Source organism: Limnospira sp. (genome assembly GCF_051859755.1).
GTDB lineage: Bacteria > Cyanobacteriota > Cyanobacteriia > Cyanobacteriales > Microcoleaceae > Limnospira > Limnospira fusiformis.
This window is the reverse complement of record NZ_JBIMLI010000039.1, coordinates 4,402-29,552: the sequence shown is the minus strand read 5'-3', so window position 1 is coordinate 29,552 and position 25,151 is coordinate 4,402. Positions and strand designations below refer to the sequence as shown.

The 25,151-nt window shown below is 43.5% G+C and carries 23 protein-coding genes; 10 read left to right on the top strand and 13 right to left on the bottom strand.

What is annotated here, in order from left to right:
* Nucleotides 1-32: 32 nt before the first annotated feature.
* Nucleotides 33-614 (bottom strand): zinc-ribbon domain-containing protein, encoded by a 582-nt coding sequence (locus tag ACTIE0_RS09420; protein WP_006668794.1) that lies wholly within the window; start codon nucleotides 612-614, stop codon nucleotides 33-35.
* Nucleotides 615-1,017: 403 nt separating this feature from the next.
* On the opposite strand from ACTIE0_RS09420, the gene ACTIE0_RS09415 reads away from it, so the two are divergent.
* Nucleotides 1,018-1,722, top strand: a complete 705-nt coding sequence (locus ACTIE0_RS09415) for a Uma2 family endonuclease (RefSeq protein WP_111893574.1) — start codon at nucleotides 1,018-1,020, stop codon at nucleotides 1,720-1,722.
* A 56-nt stretch (nucleotides 1,723-1,778) separates the two neighbouring features.
* Here ACTIE0_RS09415 and ACTIE0_RS09410 read toward each other — a convergent pair whose 3' ends face one another.
* Nucleotides 1,779-2,573 carry a DUF1963 domain-containing protein gene (locus ACTIE0_RS09410; RefSeq protein ID WP_006668801.1) on the bottom strand — a complete coding sequence of 265 codons (795 nt, stop codon included), beginning with the start codon at nucleotides 2,571-2,573 and terminating at the stop codon, nucleotides 1,779-1,781.
* Nucleotides 2,574-2,732: 159 nt separating this feature from the next.
* Nucleotides 2,733-3,353, bottom strand: coding sequence for a Holliday junction branch migration protein RuvA (gene ruvA, locus ACTIE0_RS09405; RefSeq protein ID WP_006625125.1), 621 nt, complete (start codon nucleotides 3,351-3,353; stop codon nucleotides 2,733-2,735).
* 135 nt (nucleotides 3,354-3,488) lie between these two features.
* On the opposite strand from ruvA, the gene ACTIE0_RS09400 reads away from it, so the two are divergent.
* Nucleotides 3,489-4,739 (top strand): MFS transporter, encoded by a 1,251-nt coding sequence (locus ACTIE0_RS09400; protein ID WP_039932618.1) that lies wholly within the window; start codon nucleotides 3,489-3,491, stop codon nucleotides 4,737-4,739.
* Here the strand turns inward: ACTIE0_RS09400 and ACTIE0_RS09395 are convergent.
* From ACTIE0_RS09395 to ACTIE0_RS09380, 4 genes are read right to left on the bottom strand one after another with little or no spacing between them, the layout of a single operon-like run.
* Nucleotides 4,736-5,206, bottom strand: coding sequence for a M67 family metallopeptidase (locus ACTIE0_RS09395; RefSeq protein ID WP_006625127.1), 471 nt, complete (start codon nucleotides 5,204-5,206; stop codon nucleotides 4,736-4,738). The two genes, ACTIE0_RS09400 and ACTIE0_RS09395, sit on opposite strands and share 4 nt — an antisense overlap.
* Before the next feature lie 30 nt (nucleotides 5,207-5,236).
* Entirely contained in the window at nucleotides 5,237-6,757 is a 1,521-nt protein-coding gene (locus tag ACTIE0_RS09390) for a hypothetical protein (RefSeq protein ID WP_006668803.1), read from the bottom strand.
* Between the two features lie 56 nt (nucleotides 6,758-6,813).
* Nucleotides 6,814-7,728, bottom strand: coding sequence for a polysaccharide deacetylase family protein (locus ACTIE0_RS09385; protein WP_046319471.1), 915 nt, complete (start codon nucleotides 7,726-7,728; stop codon nucleotides 6,814-6,816).
* A gap of 55 nt (nucleotides 7,729-7,783) precedes the next feature.
* Nucleotides 7,784-9,139 (bottom strand): FAD-binding oxidoreductase, encoded by a 1,356-nt coding sequence (locus ACTIE0_RS09380; protein WP_006625130.1) that lies wholly within the window; start codon nucleotides 9,137-9,139, stop codon nucleotides 7,784-7,786.
* A 157-nt stretch (nucleotides 9,140-9,296) separates the two neighbouring features.
* Between ACTIE0_RS09380 and dprA the strand changes: the two genes are divergently transcribed.
* Nucleotides 9,297-10,427 carry a DNA-processing protein DprA gene (dprA, locus tag ACTIE0_RS09375; RefSeq protein ID WP_006668804.1) on the top strand — a complete coding sequence of 377 codons (1,131 nt, stop codon included), beginning with the start codon at nucleotides 9,297-9,299 and terminating at the stop codon, nucleotides 10,425-10,427.
* Between the two features lie 88 nt (nucleotides 10,428-10,515).
* On the opposite strand, the gene ispD is transcribed toward dprA, so the two are convergent.
* Nucleotides 10,516-11,205 (bottom strand): 2-C-methyl-D-erythritol 4-phosphate cytidylyltransferase, encoded by a 690-nt coding sequence (gene ispD, locus ACTIE0_RS09370; protein WP_006625132.1) that lies wholly within the window; start codon nucleotides 11,203-11,205, stop codon nucleotides 10,516-10,518.
* A gap of 286 nt (nucleotides 11,206-11,491) precedes the next feature.
* Here ispD and ACTIE0_RS09365 point away from each other — a divergent pair, with 286 nt between their 5' ends.
* A complete protein-coding gene (locus tag ACTIE0_RS09365; RefSeq protein ID WP_006625133.1) occupies nucleotides 11,492-12,454 on the top strand; it encodes a glycosyltransferase family 9 protein in 963 nt (320 codons plus the stop codon).
* 42 nt (nucleotides 12,455-12,496) lie between these two features.
* Here the strand turns inward: ACTIE0_RS09365 and ACTIE0_RS09360 are convergent, their stop codons facing one another.
* On the bottom strand, nucleotides 12,497-13,846 hold the full coding sequence (locus tag ACTIE0_RS09360) for a TIGR03279 family radical SAM protein (protein ID WP_006668805.1): 1,350 nt from the start codon (nucleotides 13,844-13,846) through the stop codon (nucleotides 12,497-12,499).
* A 156-nt stretch (nucleotides 13,847-14,002) separates the two neighbouring features.
* Nucleotides 14,003-14,917, bottom strand: a complete 915-nt coding sequence (locus ACTIE0_RS09355) for an undecaprenyl-diphosphate phosphatase (RefSeq protein WP_006668806.1) — start codon at nucleotides 14,915-14,917, stop codon at nucleotides 14,003-14,005.
* 417 nt (nucleotides 14,918-15,334) lie between these two features.
* On the opposite strand from ACTIE0_RS09355, the gene ACTIE0_RS09350 reads away from it, so the two are divergent.
* On the top strand, nucleotides 15,335-16,066 hold the full coding sequence (locus tag ACTIE0_RS09350; RefSeq protein WP_006625136.1) for a DUF3120 domain-containing protein: 732 nt from the start codon (nucleotides 15,335-15,337) through the stop codon (nucleotides 16,064-16,066).
* 15 nt (nucleotides 16,067-16,081) lie between these two features.
* Here ACTIE0_RS09350 and ACTIE0_RS09345 read toward each other — a convergent pair whose 3' ends face one another.
* A complete protein-coding gene (locus tag ACTIE0_RS09345; protein WP_006668808.1) occupies nucleotides 16,082-18,010 on the bottom strand; it encodes an N-acetylmuramoyl-L-alanine amidase in 1,929 nt (642 codons plus the stop codon).
* A gap of 266 nt (nucleotides 18,011-18,276) precedes the next feature.
* On the opposite strand from ACTIE0_RS09345, the gene bcp reads away from it, so the two are divergent.
* From bcp to ACTIE0_RS09330, 3 genes are all read left to right on the top strand, one after another.
* Complete coding sequence (gene bcp, locus ACTIE0_RS09340; RefSeq protein WP_006625139.1) at nucleotides 18,277-18,744, top strand: thioredoxin-dependent thiol peroxidase; 468 nt, start codon at nucleotides 18,277-18,279, stop codon at nucleotides 18,742-18,744.
* A gap of 5 nt (nucleotides 18,745-18,749) precedes the next feature.
* Nucleotides 18,750-19,217: an NUDIX hydrolase gene (locus ACTIE0_RS09335; RefSeq protein WP_006625140.1), complete on the top strand. Its 468-nt coding sequence runs from the start codon at nucleotides 18,750-18,752 to the stop codon at nucleotides 19,215-19,217.
* Nucleotides 19,218-19,539: 322 nt separating this feature from the next.
* On the top strand, nucleotides 19,540-20,406 hold the full coding sequence (locus ACTIE0_RS09330) for an alpha/beta fold hydrolase (protein ID WP_235720181.1): 867 nt from the start codon (nucleotides 19,540-19,542) through the stop codon (nucleotides 20,404-20,406).
* On the opposite strand, the gene ACTIE0_RS09325 is transcribed toward ACTIE0_RS09330, so the two are convergent.
* Entirely contained in the window at nucleotides 20,386-21,168 is a 783-nt protein-coding gene (locus ACTIE0_RS09325) for a pantothenate kinase (RefSeq protein WP_006668811.1), read from the bottom strand. The genes ACTIE0_RS09330 and ACTIE0_RS09325 overlap by 21 nt on opposite strands.
* Nucleotides 21,169-21,345: 177 nt before the next feature.
* On the opposite strand from ACTIE0_RS09325, the gene ACTIE0_RS09320 reads away from it, so the two are divergent.
* Both ACTIE0_RS09320 and ACTIE0_RS09315 read left to right on the top strand, forming a co-directional pair.
* Entirely contained in the window at nucleotides 21,346-23,364 is a 2,019-nt protein-coding gene (locus ACTIE0_RS09320; RefSeq protein WP_006625144.1) for a serine/threonine-protein kinase, read from the top strand.
* 101 nt (nucleotides 23,365-23,465) lie between these two features.
* Nucleotides 23,466-23,768, top strand: coding sequence for a sll1863 family stress response protein (locus tag ACTIE0_RS09315; protein WP_006668812.1), 303 nt, complete (start codon nucleotides 23,466-23,468; stop codon nucleotides 23,766-23,768).
* Nucleotides 23,769-23,858: 90 nt separating this feature from the next.
* Here ACTIE0_RS09315 and ACTIE0_RS09310 read toward each other — a convergent pair whose 3' ends face one another.
* The gene (locus tag ACTIE0_RS09310) at nucleotides 23,859-24,698 is read right to left on the bottom strand and encodes a hypothetical protein (protein WP_235720182.1); all 840 of its coding nucleotides are present in this window, start codon (nucleotides 24,696-24,698) and stop codon (nucleotides 23,859-23,861) included.
* Nucleotides 24,699-25,151 lie beyond the last annotated feature (453 nt).

Sequence of the window (25,151 nt, the reverse complement as noted above, 5' to 3'; positions counted from 1 at the left end):
GCCTTTTGTCTCTTGCCTTTTGCCCATTGCTATTAATGGAGTTGATGACCACAGCTTCCGCAGAAGCGATCGTCAGGTTGTACTGTCGCACCGCAGTTACTACAGAATTTACGATTTCCTGATGATGGCGCAGATGATGGCTCAGAAGAACCCATTTTTAGTTCCATGGTACCCATCCGCATTTCCATGGGGTTCATACTCATTTGCATATTCCCCATTTGCATCGGTTTCATCGGTTCCATCGGTTTCATCGGTTCCATCGGTTTCATCGGTTCCATCGGTTTCATCGGTGGCATCGAAGATGCCGGGGTACTCGAAACCTGCTGAACTGACATCTGCTGGGCGCTTCCGAGGGAGGGTGTCTGACCCATGACACTCATACTACTTCCCTGGAGTTGCACGAAGTGTTCACCCTGAGCAGTTTCTATTTTCAACACTACCCCATTTCCCGTCCGATACAGGGAGGGGGGGGAAGTCCAGGTTCCGGTCTGGAACCCATTGCTGGCTTGCTGTTGCTGTCCGGGTGATCCACTGGCGATCGTCACAACAGTTTGCGACCCTTGGTTATCAAGATAAACTCTTTGACCGGTGCCTAGCTCGCATACATAAGGCATAATAGCCTCTTCCTACCATAAGAAACATCTAATGCTGATATTGTAAAATTGTTTCCTCACCAAATCCTACTTCTTAACATTTATATTATAAATTCCCCAACACTATACAGATAGCCGACTATACAGGTTCTTAACATTTTGCTGCCCTCCTCATCCAGTATATAAACTTATGTATCAAATTCCCCTAGTTATGTCATCGATATTTGATAAATCTACTGTGGCGATCGCTCTCCATATATTTATCAATACAATTACTCCTTTTTAATCTAATACCAATAACTCATAAAATCCCGAATAAATACTTAGTCATTAATAATCATGTTTGGCACACCCAACTCCCGCCTCCCCATGGTATAATTATCAAAAAATAGACTATACTATAAATACATTACTGGAGACAGCTATGACTATAGCTCAGGAATTAGAACCCACTCAAATCACTCCAGACCAAGATATTGAGTTTCCCCCCGGAGATTTAGAAAGTCAGGAGTTGCCATTGGAAAGTTATTTACACCTACAACAAATCTTGTTACTGATTAAATGCCTAGACTGGTTATGGCAAGACCGAAATGATTATTTTGATGCGGGAAACCTGACAATTTACTATAGTCCTCATCAGAAAAAATCATCAGATTTTCGCGGACCAGATTTCTTTGTGGTGTTAGATACGGAAAGGCGATCGCGCAAAAGTTGGGTAGTGTGGGAAGAAGGGGGAAAATATCCTAATATCATTGTCGAGTTATTATCAAGTTCCACAGCTAAGACTGACCGCACGGAGAAAAAGAAAATCTATCAAGAGATTTTTCGCACTCCGGAATATTTCTGGTTTGACCCGGAGAGTTTAGAGTTTCAAGGATTTGCGTTAATTCAGGGAACCTATCAACCGATAACTCCCAATGATATGGGACATTTATGGAGTGAACAACTGCAACTATTCTTAGGGATAGAAAATCGTCAACTCCGCTTTTTTAGTCCTGATGGTGTTTTAGTACCAACTCCGGAAGAATCAGCTACGGAAGCTCAACAACAGTTAGAAGTTGAACGACAACAGAAAGACAAACTAGCTGCTAAATTGCGAGAGTTGGGGATTGACCCTGAACAGTTGTAAATAATGCGGGTTAAATCATTGACAGACATTAGAAACACTTAAATCTATGACGGCTTTCAAACCCTCATAAAATAGGATTTAACCCCGCCAAAATCTCCTTTAATAAGCTGTTCTTCGTCAATATAGAAATAGAAATAATCAGAACAATCAAAAGGATGATTAAATTCTAATAATAATTGTCCTTTGGCATTATGTAAAACTTCTGGTACATAGGAATGAAACTCTGGAAATCCTGCCATTTTAGCGTTAATACCAACTTGATTTTCTGGCTGATAATCTAAAAACCATTCGTCAAATTTATCGCCAATGTCTGTCAATTTATCGGGAATACTATTGTAGCAATAATCCCAAAATATATCCTCTCCTACAGAAAAATCGATTGTATAAATATGGTGATACCATTCATCCCTGTAACGCTTATCTAGGGTGAAGCTAAAATCTGTGACCAGGGTGCTTTCATCTTGAGAAATTTCTGGGAAATAGATAATCCGGTGTGGTTCTGGACCCAGTACACACATGGGGACACTGAGACTAGAATAGAACTGTAATAGACCCTGAGATGGCAATTTAAACCCGGGGAGAGAAGGAACCTCCGCACAGTTAATCTGGAGTAAAAACATCATCATTTCCCCAGTTTGACGATCGCAAGGATACTCCATTCCCTTGGGTAAATAGGGCAACCCTCCGACCTTAGTTTCCCACAACTTCAGGGGATCATTGCTGAGGTCTTTGGCTAAAAAACCCTGTTTATTAAAAGCCAGATTAATATAGGGTTGCACATTACTAACCAGGAAAGAACGCAGAGATTCAAACTCCGGGGGTAAATCTTCTAACAAGCGAGGTGTTACCATAAATAAAACTGCGACGGCGCACAGTCTTAAAGAACTTGATACTGTTTTAGCATAGTTTGGCGAAAGTTGCTAGGTCAAAGACAAATCATATCTTAACTGCTATTTATAATAACACTAATTGTGACTATATTGTTGATTGGTTCCATGTCGGCTTTGTCTCTATAAAATCGATATCGCATATTTAATCCAATCTTCTGCACTATTATTTTCTGATAAATTAGGATGAGATGTAATAGCTTTTAAGGCTTGCATAACTTCGGAAGTGGTATAACCTAAAGCCAACAGAGATATTTCTACTTCCTCTTGGATTTCTGCACTTAAATTAGATGTGGAAACTGTAGGAAGTCCTGCTTGTTTTCGCCACTCTGATAACTTGGTTTTTAATTCTAGGGTAATCCGTTCGGCTGTTTTTTTTCCCACTCCCGGAGTTTTAGTTAAAATCCCGGTATTTCCGCCCACAATTGCTTGGACTAAATCCGGTAATGCGAGGGTATCTAAAAGGGCGATCGCCAATTGCATACCAATACCACTAACACTCACTAATTGACGAAATAGATCTCGTTCCGCCATACTGCTAAACCCATACAAAACCATCAGATCATCCCGGATATGTAGATGAGTAAATACCTGTAAATTTTCGCCTATTTTAGCATCTAAATTCTGCATCCTGGGTAAAATTTGCAACTCATAACCAACTCCATTAACATCAAGCCATAAAAAGACTCTATTTCCCGTCTTTTTATAAATACCAGCTACAGTGCCATTTAAATAACCAATCATAGTCTATTTTTCCTCAAATTATCATAAATTAACCCCGGCTAACGAATAAACTCACTCTGGTTGAGATAGCTATTCACGGTTTGACTGTAATTTGCTACGATCGCCAACATACAAAATAGCATTAAGGCAATAGTTTTGAGTACAAATCGCTTTTGGTCTTGGCTACCTCAACTGTCACGACAAGTGTGGATTTTAGCAGTTGGTCGTCTACTGTCCCAAACGGGAACAGGATTTACCCTATTTTACGCGCCAATTTTCTTTGTTAATCAGGTAGGTTTATCCTCAACCGCCGTAGGAATAGCGCTAGGAAGCGCCCAAATTTCCGGGGTAATTGGGAGAGTCTTCGGGGGGTCTTGTTGTGACTCTCCTCGCTTCGGTCGGCGCTGGACATTATTGGTATCGGCGATAATTTCTGCCCTCTCATCTTTTGTCCTAGCATTTACCACCAATTTTATGATGTTAATTCTAGGGAATTTATTGTTAGGATTAGGTATCGGACTTTACTGGCCAGCCACAGAAACCATAGTAGCTGATTTAACCACGGGAAAGACCCGCAACGAAGCCTATGCTATCACTCGTTTGGGGGATAATATCGGCTTACAGGTCGGCATTATCATGGGTGGGGTAGTGATTGCCACAACGGGGGCTTATCGACTGTTATTTGTGCTAGATGGATTGTCTTTCCTCATCTTTTTTATAGTGATTTATCTAGCGATAGCGGAAACTTACCAATCCCCTATTATATCAACAGATACCGAATCCGCTGCATCTTCTAATAGTTGGATGGTGGCTTTAAGCGATCGCACCCTATTAATTTATGCAGCAGTCAATATTTTATTTACCTTCTATATGTCGCAAATTCATAGCACCATTCCCCTATATCTTAACAACTTTGTGAAAGCCGAATTTTCCAGCATCACCATTAGCGCCCTGTTTGCCGGACACACAGCGATCGCCATCTTACTTTTACTCCCCATGTCCCGCATTCTTAATCCTCTCAGTCGCCCCCATGCCCTAATTGTATCAGCTATACTATGGGGCATAGGATTTTTAATTACGGGGTTAATGGGAATAGTAAAAACCGGAACTTTAACCTTAGCTATTCTGGGATTAGGAATTTTAGCGATCGCTACAGTTACTTATAGCCCCGCCGCCTCGTCCTTAGCGGCTAATCTGGCCCCGGACTCCCTGCGAGGAATTTATTTAGCTATTAATTCTCAATGTTGGGCGATCGGTTATTTAATCGGCCCCCCTCTTGGGGGATTAGCCCTTGATCAAACCCCGGAAATTATTAGCCAATTTTGGTTAGGATTAGCCCTAAGTGTCTTGATAGCGATCGCCATTTTACAGCATCTGCATAAAACCATGAAGCATCTCAACCACTAATCCCTATATATCAATTCTTCAGCTTGAAACTGATGGTTAGTATCTAAACACCAGTTGAGTAAGTCAGTAGCCTGACCCCCGATCACAGAAACAATAATATAGGAGTATTCCGACCAGGCGCAAACCCGATCAAATTCTGAAGGAATCGCAGTATGATCGGGGTGCGAATGATATATACCAATAATCGAAAGATGGCGATCGCGTCCCTCCTTTTGCGCTTTCATTAACGCTTCTGGGGCGATCGTAAAACGTTCTTGGCGAGTGGTTATATTGGGGCTATTGTCTAACCCTTGGAATACCTCAGCAGTGACTGGACTCCAAGCATTTTCCATCGACCAAACTTCCATAATCATTTTGCGATCGCCTGAGTCTTGCCGCCCCATGAGCAAACCACAACACTCCTGGGGATAACTTTGTTCTGCATGATTCCGAATTTTAGCAACTTGTTCAGAGGTGATAATTAACATAATTTTGGCATCAATTAACCATCTACTTACCTAGGGTAGCCATCGGGGGTTAAATCCCAAAAACGGCAATTCTTCCGGTTTCCATTGAGAAGCATTAGCATCTGTTGAACTATCCGTTACTAAAGGCAATAACCACAGGCGACTCGTGGTAATAGTATCTCCCCCATCAGTACGAGGTCGGTTTTCTATCTCTTCATCCATAATTCTAGTTATAGTTTGATCAAACAGTAAAGCCAGACCATCGGGAGATAAACTCAGATTAATTTGTTGCTGATTCGGCAAAATTACCAGCGGGAAAATCTCCTCAGTTTTTAAGTCGATCGCCACAATATAAGGCTGTTCTGTGTATTCCTCGTTATCCTCAATTAGCTCAGTAATTAGAGCATAAATAATTGTCTGGCTAGGGTCAAACTCGATACTCAGAATATTGCCAAACTCAGCAGTTCTATATAATTCCCGTTCATTACCTACCGTATCCACCACAAATAGCGATCGGGTTCCATCGGAATTAAACTTTAGTAGCGCCGCCGCCGACCCATCGGCAGCAAACCCCAAAACCTGACCAAACTTAGGTAAATATTCCAGCACCTCAGCATTGGGTTCTAAGGGTAAAATAGTCGTCAGATCCGGCCCTTGGGAAATCAGCAAAGATTTGCTATCAGGTGCAATCATAAAATTTCCCCCCTGAGTTTCTAAAGGTCTCGGAGAACGTCCCTGCCGAATCACCCAAGGACTAGCATCAACCGGATTTCTTTTGTTGACCCGCTGCACAACAATCACCTTACCATCACGAGACAAATCAAATCGGAGGTTACTGTAATATTTGTTATCTAAAATTGTTTCTAATTGACCACGATGTTGAGGCGCTGAAGAACCTTGACCTACAGATTCAGGGTTAATACCAGTCATCACAGTATACAATTGTGGGTCAAACTGTCCACTACTACGATCGCCCCTTTCTATAGCTAAAAACAAAATGCGATCGCCCCTCGGATAAGGTTCAAACTGTATTACCGTTAAATTTTCAGGAGTTAAAGCCACAGGTGTCGGGTCTTGAGACAAATTCACCAGCATCAGTCTCCCTTCCTGGTCTCCTTCCACCCCAATATATACAAAAGCGCGATCGCGACTACGAAAATAGCCCGTAAACGGTTCAATTAACTGACCTTCCTGATTCTCATATAATTGATCCGTTACCCCTTGTAACTGCACACTGAACGGCGTACCATAGGGAACCGGATCTAGCAAAGTATAAGCCATGCGCTTTCCCGCCCAACTGATTTTTCCCGGTAAAGGCGGGTCAATGCGGAGATTTCTCTCTACCCCCTCCCGGTCCATCGGACGGTTAAATGTCAACAGAAACGCCCTATCTTCCGCCCCTACCAGCCTATTCGCCCAACTGAACTCTCGCACACGAGGAATAGTGCGATCGCCACTCAAAACCACCCCCAAAATTAACACACCCAAAACTAACATCAAAGTGATCGCCGCTCGATCCAACGGTTGACTTTTTTCCGCCAAATTCCTCAATTTAGATGGAAAGCTGGTCATAGTTCCTCTATATGTATGCTTATGATCCTGTCCTACATTAGCACAACTACCAAAATTCAGTTATCACTGATAGACAATTTCACAGGTTTAGCCATTTCTGCCATCTTAATTAATTCATGAATTTGGGTGTCTTTATTAACCGGAATACGAGAAATTCGGAACGGATTTTTTAACTGAGTTGGTCGGGAGACTCGATTATCATAAAGATACCCAGTTAAATGATAGCCTCTCAGATATCTTTCTAATTGAGTAGATAACGCACCAAAAGGATAAGCAATATGAGCAGCCACTAATTGATTACGATCTAAATCTTCGGTACATTTCCGTAATTGAGATTTCCCCCATTCCAACTCAATCCGTAAATTATTAGCATCTAGTTTAGTCAGATTTTGATGAGAATAGCCGTGAGACTGAATATCATAATATCCCTTGGCAAAACCATATCGTAAATCCTCACAACTTAGATGAGGAATATAGGGAGGCATATTAACCCCCATATAAGCAGGATTAACAAATAAAACCACCTTCACTTTTTCACGATAAATATATTCCAAGTCTTTTAAGATTGGCAGTACATGATCATGAACCCCAGCATAACCATCATCAAAGGTAATCATCACTGGCTTGCGGTTTTCATACTCAGCCGGTATAGGTTGAGACTTTTGGATAAAATAAACAAATAAATCCTGGCTAGACAGAAACCAATAATCATTAACTACTAGGTAATTCAAAAAACTATAAAGCTGGCGTTTTTCGTAATCTGTACTAACTAGGGGACGCTGAAATTTAACTAAGTCTTCCCGGCTATCAATAATATCATGAAATCCAAAGATAGGAACTCTCACCCATGGAGATTTACTAGCACCAGAAACACTTATACTTAATAAACTTAACAGTAATAGCCATATACTCCGTATAGATAGCCTTTTAGCAATTATTAATATCTCCAAAAACCTGTTAATATTAGTCATTGATTCTCCACCATTATACCTGCCTCTCCCCAACCCTCTTTCAGAGATAGTTACATTATCCATTATCCACCCATCCTCTCATTTTACCAGGATTGAGTAAACCTAGAGGATCATATTTTCGTTTAAAGTTTAATTGTTGTAGATCAACCTTCTTCATTCCCCCATCTTCCAAAATGTAGGTATGGGGATTAAAAATAATTGCCCCTCGGTCTTCATGATATTGGATAATTTCATTTAACCTAGCTTCATTCGTAAATCGGACAATTGGTAACCCGGCTGGGTGTAAATTTCCCCCAGTACGCAGAAACTCCAAATGCTGAATCACCTCATCCCCAAAATAATCATAACATTCCTGAATCAATTTTAATTCTGGGTCGGCTGGAAATAGGGTTTGTAAATAGGTTAAAGATGGGTCTATACTGCGAGCGTGTAAAGTCGTATGATTCCAGGTAAACTCAATGATAGTTGTACCCTTTACGGTTTCCTGGGTGGATTTTTGATAGCAGATTTTACCCTGAAAATTTTTAATCAATTCTTGTAAAGGTTCGAGGCTAGTTTCAGCTACCATTAACAGTGCCGCCTGTTCACCAGATGGGATCATCTCACGAAAAGGAATAAAATAGGATGGAATTGGGGCGGCGCAAATAGAAACTAATTTTTTGATCATACCATCGGACTGACTTAAAGCCTGACCGAATTTCGCAGCATTCATAAACTCGTTAAAGGTGACAATTAACTCCACCCATGGATATACAGGTGCTAGAGGTATTTCTAATTGGGTAATAATGCCATTAGTACCATAGGCATGATTAATATTTTGCACGGCATCTCCCCTGAGTTCAATTATCCTAGGTTCCGCTTCTAAGGTGACAACACGGACGGCGTGAAGGTTGCCATTATCCCGTAATTGTCCATAAGTAATCGAACCAATACCACCACTACCACCACCAATAAAACCCCCAATAGTCGCTGTCCGATAGGTAGAGGGAAACATCCGCAGTTCCCAACCAATTTCGCGAGTTTTTTTGTCTAATGCTGCTAGTTTAACCCCCGGTTCTACACAGGCACAACCTGGCTTAATCCAGACTATATTATTCATTTTAGACATATCTAAAATTACCCCACCTTTCAGGGGTACACACTGCCCATAGTTCCCGGTTCCGGCTCCCCTAACCGTTAGGGGTATCTGATAGTCAACGCAGAGTTTAGCTACTTTTAAAACTTCCGATTCCGAACGGGGAAGCACTACAATATCACCCGTTTTGTCTTGTAAAAGCGGTTTTAAGATGGGGCTAAAGTGGTAGTAGTCTTGGGATAGTTTGGCTACCTGAGAGCGATCGCTTATCGTTTCAATCTCTCCTAACATGGCACAAAAATCATCCCAGTTGTGCTGGTCACTTGCTCGTGTCATTTGCTTTTACCTTGAATTTCAATTCACCGCACATCCCCGCCAATTACCAGCTCTCTCTCCCAAAAACCAAGTTTTTATTCATTGCTGATTTGCGGATATTGTGCTATACTATATTGTAGCATATACTGGTTAAATGTAATTTTCATTAAAATCCCCAATGTCTGAGGAACGGGTTTACTGGCTGGCATGGTCAAAAATTCATGGTATCGGCCCCATCACCCTTCAAAGATTACAGGAAAGGTTCGGAAGTCTGGCCACCGCTTGGCAGGCATCCCCCATGGAATTAGGTTCTGTAGAAGGGTTCGGAAGACAGAGTTTAGAAAAAGTGATCACTGAGCGATCGCAAATTAACCCCCAGCAACTATTGCAAAATCATCTGATTAAAAACCCTAACTTTTGGACTCCCGCCGACCCAAATTATCCTCGGCTTTTATCAGAAATACCCTCCCCACCACCAGTGCTTTATTACCGAGGAATAATCAACCCCGAAGAAAATCAAGGCCATGTCCCCACCATTGGCATTGTAGGAACCCGCTACCCCACAGAATATGGACGACGCTGGACTCGCAAAATTAGCAGCACCCTAGCACATCATGGCTTTACTATTGTATCAGGAATGGCAGCAGGTATCGACACAGAAGCTCATCGCAGTTGTTTAGAAGCAGGAGGACGTACCCTAGCCGTTTTAGGCACGGGAGTTGATATTGCTTATCCCAAAGAAAATCGCCCCCTTTGTGAGCAGGTATTACAACAGGGATTATTAATTAGTGAATTTCCCAGTGGCACTAAACCCAACGCTACCAATTTTCCCCGACGTAACCGCATTATTGCTGGGCTAAGTCTGGCAGTATTTGTCATGGAAGCACCTCAACGTTCAGGAGCCTTAATTACTGCCCGTATTGCCAATGAATTTGTCCGAGATGTTTATGTTTTACCAGGTCGTTTAGATGATGAGAAATCCCACGGTTGTCTAAAGTTAATTGATGGCGGTGCTGGCGTGATTCCCGTGGACATTGAACAACTCCTAGAACAACTTGGCGCTATCCCTCAATTAGACACACCTACCCAGCTTTCTATTCTGGAACAGACTAAACCCCGACCAGAATCTCCTAATTTAGACCCAGATTTAGCTAAAATATTAAATGCGATCGCCTCCCAACCCACACCATTTGATTTAATTGTTGAACAGTCGGGAATGGATGCCGCAACTGTCTCCAGCCAATTATTACAATTAGAATTATTGGAGTTAGTTACCCAGCTTCCCGGAATGCGATATCAGAGAGCATAATCAATCACCACTTTCTTAATTGATAAAATCCTAACCCACTCGGTTTATTAAAACTCGGAGATATCCGCAGTAATCGTCCCCGCTTTGATTATGTAATTGCCAACCTTTCCCGCAGGATAAACTCAGCAATCTGTAAATCTACAGGAGTAGTAACTTTCAGATTAGTTTCCTCCCCCTCCACCACCTGAACCGGAAGACCACAACGTTCAAACAGCGCCGCATCATCAGTAACGTCCCAACCCAGATGACGGCCTTTTTCGTGACATTCCCTCAGTAGTGGAACTTCAAAACCTTGGGGAGTTTGGGCGGCCCATAATTGACGGCGATCGGGAGTATCCTGGATAAAATTATTACCATCCACTATTTTGATGGTATCCTTGACTGGAATAGCGGCAATCAAACCAGATACCGATTCGAGAGCCTTCGTACAGCGATCGAATAAATCGGGGGTCGCTAAACATCTCGCGCCGTCGTGGATTAAAACCCGGTCGGCTTCAGGGGGAAGAGCTTGTAAGCCGTTATAAACCGACTCCTGACGGGTTTCTCCCCCAATAATGAACTTTATGGGTAGATTCAGGGAAACCTCGTCTACGATCGCCTTAAAATCCGGGAAATCAGCAGTTTGTCCGATAATACCAATCCAAATAATCGATTTAGATGCCCCGGCACTAGCTAGAGTCCAACCAAGTAGGGATCTGTCCAATAATTTCAGTAGCAATTTGTTACAGCTTGCCCCCATACGCCGTCCACTTCCGGCGGCGGGAATTAGTAAATACATGATTACCTAAGTCTTTTGTTTTTGGTGATAGTATTATAGAGCGTCACTGAGAATAGGCAAACCATTCGATGCTCATCTCGCGCCCTCTTTAATTATTCTTCTAAAACCAATTTCCATCCCTTTCAGCCATGGCATACAGGCTGTGGCGCTGCCCAAAAATTATTCCCCCCTACTTCACCCACTCAGGTTAACCCCCGCCCAGTAAACCTGAGATATTTTTCTATGGTTTTCCGAACTGTCTTCATTTAGAATTAAGCTGATAAGTAGATTAACTCTATTAATTAAAATGAAAATACTAGCCCTTGTCCCAGGTGGGATTGGCGACCAAATTCTGTTTTTCCCTACCCTAGACGATTTAAAGCAAGCCTATCCCCATGCCCAAATTTCCGTAGTGACCGAACCTAGGGCCCAAACTGCTTACCGCGTCTGTAAGTCAGTATCCAAAGTTATCCCCTATGATTTTAAAGGGCGCAATAGTCTCGCCGACTGGGGTAATTTGATTGGCATTGTCCGTGACCGAGAATATGATGTAGTGATCTCCCTCGGACAACGATGGACTGTAGGGCTGTTGCTGTGGCTGACGGGAATACCTAACCGCGTCGGTTATGCAGGGAGTAGCGGAGAAATCTTTCTCACCGATGCTGTCCCCCTCAAAACTGAACAGTATGCAGCCCAGATGTACCATGATTTATTGCAGGGCCTAGACATTATCACCCCCTTTAGCGGATTACAGATTAATGTCCCTAAGTCGGACTTGGCTTGGGCTGATAGGGAACAGGAAAGCCTCGGAGTTAAGGAAAGTGGCTATATCCTTATTCATGGCGGGTCTAGTCAGATGGCTATTAATAAGGGCATTGATAAAATTTACCCGGTTGAAAGCTGGCAGAAGATTATTGAGGATATCCAACAGCGACAGCCTAACCTACCTGTGGTTTTGGTCGAAGGACCTGAAGATCAAGCCCTGATTACTCAAATAACCCAGCGTTGTCCTCAAGTTAAGTTGACACAACCAGAGGATATTGGTAAACTCGCGGCGATGATCGCTGCTGCTAATCTTATGGTTTGTACCGATAGCGCCCCCATGCACTTGGCGATCGCCGTTGGTACTTATACCATTGCTTTATTTGGTCCTACTGATCCTCATAAATTACTCCCCCCCAGCGAAAGGGCGATCGCTGTCAAATCTCCCACCGGAAAAATGGCTGATATCTCCCCTGATGAAGTCTTAAAGCGGATTTGGGGAAATTAGGTTTTTTTGTGGACCAACTCGACACGCTGAGGCTTCTGGCTTTCAGTGTGTCAGATTTGAGGCGATCGCCAACAATTCATCAACCCCATTTACAGTTACAATTTTAGTCTGCAAAGTCGCCTCTACTTCCGCCACAGTCAAATCATCCAAAAAGCGAGTATCCCCAGTTTTCAACATTAAAGACGGAAGCAAAACCCCATCACCCAAATCTCGTCCTTGGAGTCCCGCGATTAAATCCTGACCCGTCAACAACCCCGTTACAGTTATTTCCTGTCCCCAATAATCACTAGCCAAAGCCACCATTTCCACCCTTAACCCTTCCACCCCATTCAACCGGGCGACAATAGGCTTAAACGCCAATTCTACAGCATTCCCCACCACCCAAGTCCAGCGCCGAGGACTAGCCACACCATTCCCAGTTTCCCATTTCACCCTCTCAAAAGCCGTCTCAAATTCCCTTAAAAACTTACGAATAGACCCCACCCCATTACCAATTTGCGGATAGTCCTCATAATCAGACTCTGGTGGTAACTCCTCACGGGCGATTAAAAACCATTCATCCGCCAACCACACACAAGTTGACCCCAATTCTTGCTTGAATTTATCCTGGAGGTTTTGCACTTGCTTAATCACCTCCCTCGCCTTTTCCTGGCTTACCGAAATCAGTTGATCTTCCGGGGGTCGAAAACGAGTTAACCCCACCGGAACCACCGCCACCGAAGCCACCGCCGGAATATCTCCCCGGTGAAATTCCGCTAAATCTAGTAAAGTTTTTTCTAGGTGAACACCATCATTTATCCCCGGACAAACCACCACTTGAGCATGAATTTGTAAACGGTGCTTTTGAAACCATTTTAACTGCTCTAAAATCTGACCTGCTCGCTGATTTTTCAGCAGCAAACTTCTCACTTCTGGCTCGGTGGCATGGACGGAAACATACAGAGGCGAAATTCTCATCTGAGCAATTCTATCCCACTCAGATTGAGGTAAATTAGTTAAGGTTAGATAAGAACCATAGAGAAAACTCAGGCGATAATCATCATCTTTTAAGTAAAGAGAACCTCTTTTTCCAGGCGGTTGCTGGTCTATAAAGCAAAAAGGACAGCGGTTATTGCACTGAATTAAACCATCAAATAGGGCGGTTTCAAACTCTAAACCTAGGCTCTCGTCATAGTCTTTTTCTAGCTCAATATGATGGGTTTTTCCCTGACTGTCAATCACTTCAATTTCCAGAAACTCATCCGCACACAGGAATTGATAATCGATTAAATCGCGGGGACGAGTTCCATTAATGGACACGATCGCATCTCCGGGTTCAAAACCCACATCAGCCCCAATGGAGTCCGGTAACACCTCAGTAATTAGCGCCGGACGGATAGAAGATACACTCATACTGCCATCTCAACCTCACAGATAATACCCTACCACAATCAATTATCCATTAATTCCCTGGTGAGGTAGGACGGGTTGGTTTCTTAATCTTCTGGCCCGCCTGGGAGGAACTAGCGGAACTTCCCCCGATCGCGATCGCCCTCTCCCTATTCTATATTAAATATTCTCCAAAGCGCCGCCTACCACTGCCGTTAAAATCGCCACACCAAAAGCTAGTCTATACCACACAAACAGCCATGTACTACTGGTTTGCAGATAACGGATTAACCAGGCGATAGATAGGTAGGAAAATATGGTTGACGAAATTAAACCCACTACTAACGCCGCTGTACTAATGTCGTCTATTCCAGCCTCTAAGAAGTCTTTTAATTCTACCAACCCTGCTAGGGTAATCGCCGGAATTCCTAATAAAAACGAAAATCGGGCGGCGGTTCCCCTTTCTAGTCCCATAAATAACCCGGCGGTTATGGTGGAACCTGACCGGGATACACCCGGTATCAGCGCTAAGGTTTGCGCCAAACCCATCAGTACCCCGTCCTTAGCATTCAGATGGTCAAAGTCTCGCTTTCGGCTTCCTAGTTTTTCCGCGATCGCCAATAGGCTGGCCATCACAATCGAAGCGATCGCGATCGCCACTGTACTCCGCAGAGGTGAACTATCGTAATCGGGTATAAATAATTTAATCAGTAACCCAAAAAACACAATCGGTAGAGTTCCCAAACCAATCCCCAAAGCCATACGAAAATCTACCGACTGGTAATCCGATTTAGCGATCGCATCTATCGCCCCCAATACTACCTTTTTCAGATCAGACCAGAAAAACGAGAAAATCGCCGCCATGCTCCCCAATTGAATAATAGCCGTAAATGCTACCCCAGGATCTCCCCATCCTAGTGCCATCGGAACTATTTTTAAATGGGCGCTGCTACTAATCGGGATAAATTCCGTTAGTCCCTGGACTATCCCTAAAATAATCGCCTGGAATAACGTCATCTGCGATTCTACTTCAATTTCTCCCATTCCTGGCGTGACTAAATCTGCCATATAGACCGGAAGACTCTGGAAATCCATGATTGTGGGGAATTGTCTCATTAACTCTAGATCTGAAATTTACACTTCTACGCACTGGACCAATTTAACATCCTCTCGTCAATTAACAGAGTTTTGTTAAGTTTTGTAACAAATATTAAGAAATGTTAAAAAATTTGCGGATTGGGGAAATGGGATATCTTTTTGAGGTCACTTGTGTTACTATATTAATAATGGCATTTATGCCTTTTTTTTATTTTTGCTAATATCCAATTATTTAACAATATGTCAATATAATACCCCAAATCGTCCCCCCTGTCAACCCCCCTTTATCTTTTTTTTATAATTGACCAAAAAATCAACTATTGATTTTTGTGTAGAATTTATGCCCCTGGGGGGGATAAATATTTGTGATATCATCAATTAATATGAACTTCAGTAACAAATCTTAAAGAAGCCTTGTTTAGCAATATTCTTCTGGCCTACATTCTGACATCAACTCAACCGCTGTGGGTACAGCAGTGGTCTTGGGCAACATTTGTCAAAAAAGCCCAACAGAGTCAAAGGTGGTTACCATTTACGATCGCCGTATTTTTAGTATCAGTCCCAGTATTTTTCCAAGCGCCCCTAGTGAGAATCTGGCCAATGTTGAGCCTAATCATGACCGGGGGATGGTTAGGGGTAAGTTTATATTTACTGAGAACCAAAGAAACGGAATTATGGGGAGATTTGCTATTTGGATTTAGCTGGACTTGGTTAACCGGGTCGATATATTGGGGTTGGCTGAGGTGGGAACCCCTGCTACATTTACCGGTAGAATCGATAGGAGTTCCCTTTGCGGTGTGGTGTCTGTGGCGGGGATGGGGTAAAGTAGGCAATTGGTTTTACCTAGGGTCTCTATTCGGAACCGCCGTTACGGACGGATACTTTTATATAGCAGGTTTAATCCCCAGTTGGCGACAATTAATGCAGGTCGATCCATCAATGGCCATGCCTATATTCCAAAATGCGATCGCCCTAGCAGGAACCCCGTGGGGAATTAGCTGGGCGGTAGTATTAGCCATGACCCTATTCGGAGTAGGAGTATTTCCCCTCCAGTCCCCAGAACCCCAGTGGTGGGTATTTGGCGGCGCAGTTTTAAGCACCATTTTAGTGGATAGCCTATTTTTAGTAGCCGCCTGCTTTGCTTAAATAGGCAAGTCAAGCCTAGTATCCACTGGCTCGGAGATATTGAAGAATACCTTGAGCGATCGCCTGAGCCATGCGAGTTCTTTGTGCTGGGTCAGCCAACAAACGAGCATCATTAGCATTAGTGAGAAACCCCACCTCCACCAAAGCCGAAGGCATAGTCGTATTTCTGAGGACATAAAACCGAGCCTGCTTCACACCCCGATTGTGCAGTGAGAAATTAGCCAGGATGCTGTTTTGAATGTACTGAGCCAAGCTATAGCCAGTTTGATGGTAGAAAGTTTCCACACCCGTAGCACCAGCGCGATAAGCCGCATTGGCATGGATACTCACAAAAGCCACAGCCCCAACACGGTTAGCTAATGACACTCGCGGTTCCAGGTCAATAGTGCGATCGTCAGTGCGGGTCATCACCACATTAACCCCATTCTGCTCCAAAATCTGCTGAACTTGCAGGGAAATAGAAATAACAACATCCTTTTCTCGAATACCACCAACTCCCACCGCTCCTGGGTCACTGCCGCCATGTCCAGGGTCAATAACCACAGATACCCTAGCATTAGGATTTCTACCCACAGGAGGCTGAGGAGATGGACGATTAGGCGGCGGAAAAGGTAGTGGGAGGGACGAAGGTGGTCGATTTTGAGCCGGAGGCGGAAAAGGATTCGGATTATTTATAGGTGGTTGTGTTACCGGGGCTGGAGTTCTGGGGGGAGGAGCGCCAGACGCTAAATGCACACCCATAGGAATAGCCAATTCTTGAGGACTATTTTGGCTAACCTGTCCTACCTGCACCCTGGTAGCTGGTTGAAATAACACCGTAAAAGTATCTGGGTCTTCCTGACGCAACCGAGACCAAATAATCGGTCCTCCCACTTCTCTTTGGGGAAGTCGCACCCCGTCAGCTAATCTAGCCGAGAAAAACGTAATACCATAAGCTCCCGTTTCTGCATCCCAACCGTGAGTATAGTTGAGAGGACCATTACCCCTCACCGCGAAATAGGATTGATTTTGAAGGGTAATCGACTCAATGGTAACTATACTCGAACTTGCCTGCACAGCCGGGGGAACTCCGCCTTGGGGCCAAATTGATACCCCTCCCGCTACTGCTCTGGCTTCCCAATTTTGATTAGTATTAGGGGTACTGAATGTCACCCGCACCACTGGGGGGGTTGTGGAAAGTTGGGTAACTTGACTTATGGCCACGCCTTCCCGGTTGACTGCTCTCCCCCTTGTGGTCGCACCCCTCAAACTCGCGCCGAAAATATCTAAGGTCATCCAAGTGCCGTCTTGAGAGCGTTTCAACTCAATCTGTGGCATTTGACCTGTGGTCTTTAAGACAATGCCGTTATCGCGCATTTCGATTTGTTCAACAAATGTTTGCGGCTGGTTAGGAATTGAACGGTTAGGGTTGGCTTGAGCGGTCTGTTGAAATTGTTGTTGGACTGGCTGCTGAAATTGCTGTTGGACTGGTTCAGTAGCGCTAACCACAGTAGCTTGAGCCGGAAGTGCAGCCGGGGGTGATGATGAGCCAATAGCTTGGGGTTGTGGTAGTTGTACCATCCACTCACTGGCAGAAATCCCTCGAAACTGCACCATTTGCGGGTTTAGGGTATAACCTTCTACCAGTTCTACAATAATTCTGGCATTTTGATTATCGGCTTGTTCCCAACGAATTTCACGAATATTTCCCCCTGGTGATGAACGCTGACCGGACACAGAACCTAAACTTGTCCCTGGTAGTTCAATTACCAGACGGGTCGGGTTCGAGAGCAATTTCGCGGTAGGCTGTACTCCTTCATCTGTAGTAAATGACAGACGATTTTGGGAACTTTCAAATTCCCAAGACCGAACTTCGGCAGCTTCGGCACCTGATGCCATCAGCAAGACACTTACTAAACTGGGGAGTAACCAGCGTTGGAGTAGATTGGATCCAATTCTTAACACGGTAAACAAGTGGAGGAGGTAGTTGAGCTTTTATGGAACACCTGACATTCTAGCTAATCGGGTTACGCTTAACCTGAAAATAGCCCAATGTCTGGTAGCAGGCTAGAGCATGATAACATACAAAGGTTTTGGGTCAACCATAGTGACGGTATCATTGTCGATGTTTAAATATTGCCATAACCATTATTATTTAACGACAGTGGCGATCGCTATTCAGAAAGGTTTGACCCTCATTCCCCCATTATTCTCTGAAATCCCCTAATACTATGAATCTAAATGTTGGTGATCTCGCTCCAGATTTTACTCTCTCCGACCAGGACGGAAATTTGATTACCCTCAGTCAATTTCGCGGTCAAACTGTGGTTATCTATTTTTACCCCCGTGATCACACTCCTGGCTGTACTAAGGAAGCCTGCGGTTTTCGCGATGTCTATGCAGATTATCAAAGTAACAATATCATTGTTCTCGGAATTAGCACCGATGACCCTAAATCTCATACCAAGTTTATCAACAAATACCATCTGCCTTTTCCTCTGCTCTGTGACCCGGATGGTAAAGTTGCCACCCTCTATGATAGTTATGGCTTAAAAAAATTCATGGGTCGAGAGTTTATGGGTATTTATCGCCAAACTTTCATCATTAACCCAGATGGCTATATTCACAAAATTTATCCCAAGGTTAAGCCAGAAGGTCATGCTATCACTATTCTTCAAGATTTATCTGGGGAAGGTTAGAAAATATGTTAGAATTGGTGAAGGGCTGGATGCGTTTTGTTTATACGGTTTTGGGCATTATTTTTCGCCATCCTGTTACCGGAGTTAGCATCGTTCCTCTATTGCCAGATGGCAAAATTATCTTGGTTCGCCGCCAGGATAATGGCAAATGGGCTTTACCTGGAGGTATGATAGATTGGGGTGAAGATATCCTCACCACTGTTAAGCGAGAACTGGCTGAGGAAACAGGTTTAGAACTGGTTAAACTTGGGCGTTTGGTAGGAGTTTATTCGGGCGCTCATCGTGACCCTAGACTCCATTCTATTTGTATTCTTGTGTCGGCAGAAGTTACCGGAAATATGCACATTCAAGACACCTTAGAAATTGCGGAAGTTCGTGGCTTTGACTTGACACAAATACCAATGGATAACCTTAGTCATGATTATCAACAACAAATCCAAGACTACTTGCAAGGTCGCACAGCGATCGCTTAATTTTACGACCATGAACACTGTTAATTACACGGCTATATCTTATTAATAATCGGTGGAGATTTTACCAATATATAATCCTCATTAACCCCCCCTAACAGCCTCAAATTTGGGGGATTTAAGCCTCTGGGATACCTGCCAATTATGCCAATTATATGCCAGGTAAAAGCTATCAACCGTATTTTTTTAGGTCTAATGCTGATAATATATACTATAATGACATCATCTCGCTTCTGGCTATTCCCATCTATGATCTGCGATCCCGGGATATGACTAACCATCGCGAGAATAGTCAACTCATCATACTGCATCTCATTATATGGCTATGTTTGAACGTTCTTTTCCCTATGCTGAGTCCCAGGAAACACCGTTATTGTCCCAACCATTGCGCCATTCCCGCGTGAGACTTTCCCAGGGACAAGTATTCTGGCGTGAAGTTGGCGCGGGTCCTGATGTAGTTTATCTACATGGGTCATGGCAAGATAGTAGTCAGTGGCTGCCGATTATAGAAGAACTATCCTCAGACTATCATTGTTATACTCCCGATCGCCTTGGTTGTGGTGAGTCGGAATCCCCCAATATCCACTATTCTATCACGATGGCGGTGGAAAACTTAGCGGAATATATTGAGTGGCTGAAATTAGATCAGGTTCACTTAGTCGGACATTCTCTGGGGGGATGGATAGCAGCCAGTTACGCAATTCGCTATCAGCATAAAGTCAAAGGTCTAGTCTTAATTTCCCCAGAGGGGGTAGCAGTGAATGGAATCGAAAAACAATGGTGGTGGATGCGGTGGTTATGTGGAAATCCTCCCCTTTTAGCAACTTGGCTAAAACTGGTACATCCATTTACCCGTTTATTGGGGAAAGGGGATGCGATCGCCGATTGGTTAAAAGCGCGAGAAGTGATGATGCGATCGCCTATTTCCTGCCAGTTTTTGTTTAATCGCCGTCTGGCTGAAATCCGAGGGGAATTACTTAATGAGCAGCTAAACTCATTAACCATACCCGTATTAATTTTACAAGGAAATCGTGATCAACCGATGACTCAAGCCATGGCGGAAACCTTGAACTCCATCCTACCTAATTCTAGCCTAAATTCTATGGTTGATGGCGGCGAAAACCTCCCCCAAGAGTTTCCCGCCGTAGTCAGTGAATATATCCGTCAGTTTCTACAAACTCACCCGATTTAAACTGGGAAGATTTCTATCTCTGACCATAGCTGACATTCCCCAAAAAATAGCTTCAGGGGTATCTACAATCAAAGCAGCTATTTTTGGGTATTGACTGTTAAGGTAGGTCATGAGAGGAATGCGATCGCCTCCTGTAATGCTAATTTTACTGTGGGGGAACTCCTGACACCAAGCAGTTATAAACTCCCGCAGACCAGCTATCATGCTGTGGATAATACCACTGGCGATCGCTTCTGATGTATTCACACCCCACCTTTGAGGTAAACTCTCAGGAAAAGCCACTTGTGGGAGGGTGGCTGTACGATTAGATAAGGAAGAAAACTGTAATCCTAAACCGGGTAATATTGCGCCGCCTATTAATTGGCGGTTTTGATTTACTCCGGTTAAAGTTAATGCCGTCCCTGCATCAATAACTAATATGGGAAAACCCAACTGATTCCCCGCACCTAAAACAGCTAAACCCCTATCTATTCCGAAAGTTGGATATAATCCCCCTAATGGTAACAACTCTAGGGTGATAATTTCAGCTTGGGGGTAGTTTTGCCATAATTGCATTTGTTCAGGCACTACAGAGGCTATAAATAGGGGTACAGGGGATATTTGATGAAGCCAAGACCATCCCATTTCTAAGGGAGATTGATTAAGGTGTTGAGTGTCCCAGGTTTCCACTAAAGTATCAGCCTGAAATTTCCCCCAGTGTAGTCGGGAATTACCAATCATTAATCCTAGCCAGTTTGGGGGATGCGATCGCAATTTCATCATGGGATTACATAGATAATATAGGATGAGATGATTATAATTAATCAGGGGTCATTCAATGGCTGGCGGCTATCTGGGGGATGAAAAAGCTAAATTATCATTAAGAATTTCGTGAATGGTGGCTAGGGGGTAGTAAAATCCATTAGCAGTTAAGATTAACTCCCCCTAATTCCTAAGCTAATGAGTTACTGTCTGAACCCCCTGTGTTTAAATCCAGTAAATCCTCTGGGAAGCCAAGTCTGTTCAAGCTGTGGCTCATTATTGTTATTGAAACAACGTTATAGAGGCTTAAAAAGTCTGGGGGGTGGTGGTATGAGTCGGACATTTTTAGGGGTTGATGAAGACCGCCTGCAAACCCCCTGTATTATTAAACAATTTTCTCCACAACAGCAGAATGTCGCCCAAATTCAGAAAGCCACGGAACTATTTTATCAAGAAGGGAAGCGACTACAGGAGTTAGAAAATCATCCGCAAATCCCCCATTTATTTGCCTGTTTTGAAGCCAACAGCAGACTCTATTTAATACAGGAGTATATAGAAGGAGATAACCTCCTAGACGAACTAGAATTGGGGGAACCTTTAGAGGAGGGTAAATTGCGGGAACTGCTCTTAGATTTACTACCCGTAATCCAATTTATCCATGACCATCAAGTTATTCATAGAGATATCAAACCAGAAAACATTATTAGGAGACATTTAGACAGTAAATTAGTATTAGTAGATTTTGGAGTCGCCAAACACGAGATAGATATTTTACATCCCAGAACCGGAACCATGACCGGAACGATAGGATATGCTCCCTTAGAGCAAATTCGCGGCGGGAAAGCCTATGCAGCCAGTGATTTATATAGTTTAGGGGTAACTTGTATTCACCTATTAACAGGAGAAAATCCCCAGAGTTTATTTGACCCATATAAGGGAGAATTTATTTGGGAATCGCACCTAGAGAAAAGCGATCGCCATATTAGTCATCAACTGAAGCATATTATCAATAAAATGCTGGCGGATAAAGTACAAGATCGTTATCAATCAGCCGCCGCCGTGTTAGCGGATATACAGCCACCAGTGAGTCTAAAACTCCCGGCTTCCAGCCTACAGATTATGGTAGCAGTTCACATAGCAACTCATCAATCAATTTGGGGAATGCCGCCGCCTGTCCCCTGTGTGTTTCCGTCACTATTATCGACATCACGCGCCAATTTTAGCGGACAGATAAACCCAGAGATATCGGGGACAAATTGGGAATGTCAAACCATAATGAAAGGTCACAAAGCGCCAGTAAATGCGATCGCCATTAGTCCGAATCGATATATATTAATTAGTGGTAGCGCCGACCAAAGTATCCGACTATGGAACCTGAATACAGGTCAATTAATCCAGCGTTTTTGTGGTCATGTAGCCGCCATAAATGCGATCGCCATTAGTCCCAATGGTCGTCGTTTAGTCAGTGGTAGTTTTGACCGCACCCTACTAGGTTGGAACCTGAATACAGGGACCATGACCGATAGATTTTTCAGTCATTCAGGTTCCCCCTATAGTCACCGTTGCGGACCAATTCACGCCGTCGCCTACAGTCCTGACGGTCACATAATTGCCAGTTGTAGCGGTAATGCTACCATCAAATTATGGAATCAACGCAACGGGGAACTTCTCTATCGTCTGTGTGAACATTCCGGGGAAGTTTTTTGTGTCACCTTTGCATTTTCCCCAGCCAATAATTCCGGTAATCACGAAGGTTTATTTAATCATCCCCAGTCCAGTATATTCGCCAGTGGTGGTGCGGACGGACAAATCAAAATCTGGCAATTTGGGAAACTCCACAGCCTGCAAACTTTGACCGGACATTCAGGGGGAGTCCTGTCGTTAGCATTCAGTCCTAACCAGACAATTCTCGCCAGTAGTAGTGAAGATGGCACAATTAAACTCTGGGATTTTCAACAAGGAATTATACTAAGTACACAGACTGTAGACCCAGCCATAATATCTTCAATAGCAATTAGTCCTGACGGTAAATTTATGGCAGGTGGTAGCAATGATGGCAAAATTAGACTCTGGAAAATTGAGATGCAGGGACTATCACAGCAGCCACTCTCAGAGATTTCTGGATACAGTCCTATTACTTTTGGCATAGATAGTCATACCTTAATTTGTCGGGGAGAAAATCATCAACTGTTAGTTTGGCGCTGTCGGGAAGATTAACTCTGGGGGGGGTAGATCGAAACTCTAGCTGAGGGTAGATGTCATCACCTCAATAACTAGCTATAGTTAAAGTGTTATTCGCAATCAAATCATTTTTAATTATGGCAACTAGCACTGAAACTAGAAAAGCCTACAAAGGTAAGGTTAAAGCACAAATCGAGAAACTCAATGCTGAACTAGATGAAATGAAAGCTAAAGGCCAACAAGCCAAAGCAGATGCGACTATTCAGTATCACGAGAAAATTGAGGAACTACAAGCCAAGCGAGATGATGCCAACCAGAAGCTACAAGAGTTACAAGATGCTGGTGGAGAAGCCTGGGAAGAAATCAGAAGTGGCTTTGAAAAGGCTTGGAGTGATGTAGAAAGTGCCTTTCAAAAAGCCTCTGAGAAATTCAACAGCTAGAGATTAGTCATTTTAGTGATTAACTGAAGCCAGGGACAACACCATTAATCAGGTTAATCATATCCTGATCTAGTGTGTCCCTTTAGCTAATTAAAGTAGCTCAATGCGACAATGACCTTCGCCAACATGACCTAATTCAGTCACAGAAAATACGAGGGTATTATATTCTTCCTCAGTCAAAAGCTGTTGAAGTTCTTCGCTGGTAACATTAAGAGTATCTCCCTCAGCGATATTAGCAAAAGGCTGGAAACCAATAGCCTCATCATTGGGAGATTGGTCAATGGGACGGTCAGAACGACCAAAAAAGTGGTCAAAGTGAAAAGTTGTTTCTAATTTAGCTACCCCATTAGCTTCTAAAAACCCTTTACGTTCATCTCCGACATACTCACCGCAAAAATGAGCTACAGGTTTATTTAAAGCGATCGTAAAATTGATAGTGCGACCATCTCTTTCCGCTGTACCATCTAAAACCAGCGTAGACCCCGCAAATTCTCCCTCTGTAGCCGTCACCATTTCCCAGGAAAGAGCATTGTAATGTCCTGGAGGTGCTATGGCTGTGGTCACTGTGGGAGTGTCTTCTGTTCCACCAACTAAATCTACAGTGGTCGGTGAGTTGAGAAGCTCAACAAGCGTGATATAATCCGGCTGAGAGTCAGTATCTGGATCAAAAGGCGATTGTGCTTGGTAGGCTCTGATATTATTAAAAGTGGCATGAGCATGATTAAAATTAAGTTCCCAACCATCTTTACTAACGAACCCTTCTCGCATTCTATCTTCTGCATCTGCAATTAGGGTTAAGGTTCCCCCTTCCTGACCATTAGTTACAATTTCATTAGCAGTCTCAGTAGCAGTCTCAGTTTCTGGCGCGCACCCCACTAACGCCATAGGTGCTAACAAAATTAAGCCAGTAAGCCAGAGTAATTGTTTCATTGATATTTGATTCAGATTATCCATTGACAGCATATTGGGATTATCTTGGTTTCTCCCAATATTTGCAATCCCCCGGAGGGGGAATAATTTAGCCCATGTCACCATTTAATTACACTTGAGGGTTTTTAAAAACGGGTTCAGCCAGTATAAACCGCGCATTTTTTTGGGGGGGGTTGCCATCTGCGAACTGGATTTTTGAGTCTAATTAAACCGGATATTTGCCACTTTTTACCAGCAGGAAATATCCGATATAGCAGTTCCCGGAGTGATGAGGTACTTTTCAAAGCCCCTCTCCTTTTCTGGGAGAGGGGTTTGGGGTGAGGGCTGTATTTCATAGAGATGAGAAGCGCTAGATTAACTAAATTGACTGGCGCTGCCACTTTTTACCAGCAGGAAATATCCGATATAGCAGTTCCCGGAGTGATGAGGTACTTTTCAAAGCCCCTCTCCTTT